Annotated in this window: 10 tRNA genes and 2 rRNA genes; all 12 read left to right on the top strand. The window is 48.8% G+C overall.

The features are described 5' to 3' along the window. Positions 1 to 123, top strand: a 23S ribosomal RNA gene (locus tag EVJ24_RS15110); the annotation flags it as partial. Between the two features lie 51 nt (positions 124 to 174). Further along, positions 175 to 290, top strand: a 5S ribosomal RNA gene (gene rrf, locus EVJ24_RS15105). Between the two features lie 83 nt (positions 291 to 373). Continuing rightward, a tRNA-Asp gene (locus EVJ24_RS15100) sits at positions 374 to 449 on the top strand. Positions 450 to 473: 24 nt separating this feature from the next. Beyond that, positions 474 to 549 (top strand) — tRNA-Phe (locus EVJ24_RS15095). A 9-nt stretch (positions 550 to 558) separates the two neighbouring features. Next, positions 559 to 634: transfer RNA gene (locus tag EVJ24_RS15090), tRNA-Thr, on the top strand. 10 nt (positions 635 to 644) lie between these two features. After that, a tRNA-His gene (locus tag EVJ24_RS15085) sits at positions 645 to 720 on the top strand. Positions 721 to 732: 12 nt separating this feature from the next. Next, positions 733 to 808, top strand: a tRNA-Lys gene (locus EVJ24_RS15080). Positions 809 to 845: 37 nt separating this feature from the next. Next, a tRNA-Leu gene (locus EVJ24_RS15075) sits at positions 846 to 926 on the top strand. 21 nt (positions 927 to 947) lie between these two features. Next, positions 948 to 1,022 (top strand) — tRNA-Gly (locus EVJ24_RS15070). Positions 1,023 to 1,029: 7 nt separating this feature from the next. Next, positions 1,030 to 1,114, top strand: a tRNA-Leu gene (locus tag EVJ24_RS15065). A gap of 6 nt (positions 1,115 to 1,120) precedes the next feature. Then, a tRNA-Arg gene (locus EVJ24_RS15060) sits at positions 1,121 to 1,197 on the top strand. 7 nt (positions 1,198 to 1,204) lie between these two features. Next, positions 1,205 to 1,281 (top strand) — tRNA-Pro (locus EVJ24_RS15055). The last annotated feature ends 1 nt before the right edge of the window (position 1,282 follow it).

Raw genomic sequence — 1,282 nt, 5'->3', positions numbered from 1 at the left:
GATGAGATTTCCCTTTGAGCAATCAAGAAAGACCCCTCAGAGACGATGAGGTAGATAGGTCATGGGTGGAAGCACGGCGACGTGTGGAGCTGAATGATACTAATCGGTCGAGGCTTTGATCTAGAAACGGTTTGAACTTGATGAGTCTTCAGTTTTCAGGGAACAATTCCCTTGTCTGGTGGCGATAGCGAAGCGGCCACACCCGTTCCCATGCCGAACACGGAAGTTAAGCGCTTCAGCGCCGAAAGTAGTTGGGGGTCTCCCCCTGTGAGGATAGGACGTTGCCAGGCTTTTTATTTTTTTACAAAACTTATTGACTTTATCCTAATTGACATTTAAAATAGGTGGAGTCGATACAAATAGTTTTACAAACGGTCCCGTGGTGTAGCGGTTAACATGTCTGCCTGTCACGCAGAAGATCGCGGGTTCGAATCCCGTCGGGACCGCCATTTTTAATTTAAACTTAATAAGTTGGCTTTGTAGCTCAGTTGGTAGAGCAAAGGACTGAAAATCCTTGTGTCGGCGGTTCGATTCCGTCCAAAGCCACCATTTACACCTGCCGGTGTAGCTCAGTTGGTAGAGCATCTGACTTGTAATCAGAGGGTCGAGGGTTCAAATCCTTTCGCCGGCACCATTTTTTCATGGCGATTGTGGCGAAGTGGTTAACGCACCGGATTGTGATTCCGGCATTCGAGGGTTCAATTCCCTTCAGTCGCCCCATTTTAAATTAATGAGCCATTAGCTCAGTTGGTAGAGCATCTGACTTTTAATCAGAGGGTCGCAGGTTCGAGCCCTGCATGGCTCACCATTTCTCATTAATTTATAGTTATATTTGAATATTATATGCGGGTGTGGCGGAATTGGTAGACGCGCTAGACTTAGGATCTAGTGTCCTTGACGTGGGGGTTCGAGTCCCTTCACCCGCATCTCTAATCAAAACTCATATTGCGGAAGTAGTTCAGTGGTAGAATACGACCTTGCCAAGGTCGGGGTCGCGGGTTCGAATCCCGTCTTCCGCTCCATTAATACGCGGTCGTGGCGGAATCGGTAGACGCGCTAGGTTGAGGGCCTAGTGGTGGTTAACACCGTGGAGGTTCAAGTCCTCTCGACCGCATTTTATGCACCCTTAGCTCAGCTGGATAGAGCGTTAGACTACGAATCTAAAGGCCGGGAGTTCGAATCTCTCAGGGTGCACCATTTATAACGGGAAGTAGCTCAGCTTGGTAGAGCACTTGGTTTGGGACCAAGGGGTCGCAGGTTCGAATCCTGTCTTCCCGACCAT

The organism is Exiguobacterium sp. SH1S21 (assembly GCF_004337175.1).
GTDB classification, from domain to species: Bacteria; Bacillota; Bacilli; order Exiguobacteriales; family Exiguobacteriaceae; genus Exiguobacterium; species Exiguobacterium aurantiacum_A.
The sequence above is the reverse complement of the archived record's forward strand: the minus strand, read 5'-3'. Positions and strand labels throughout refer to the sequence as shown.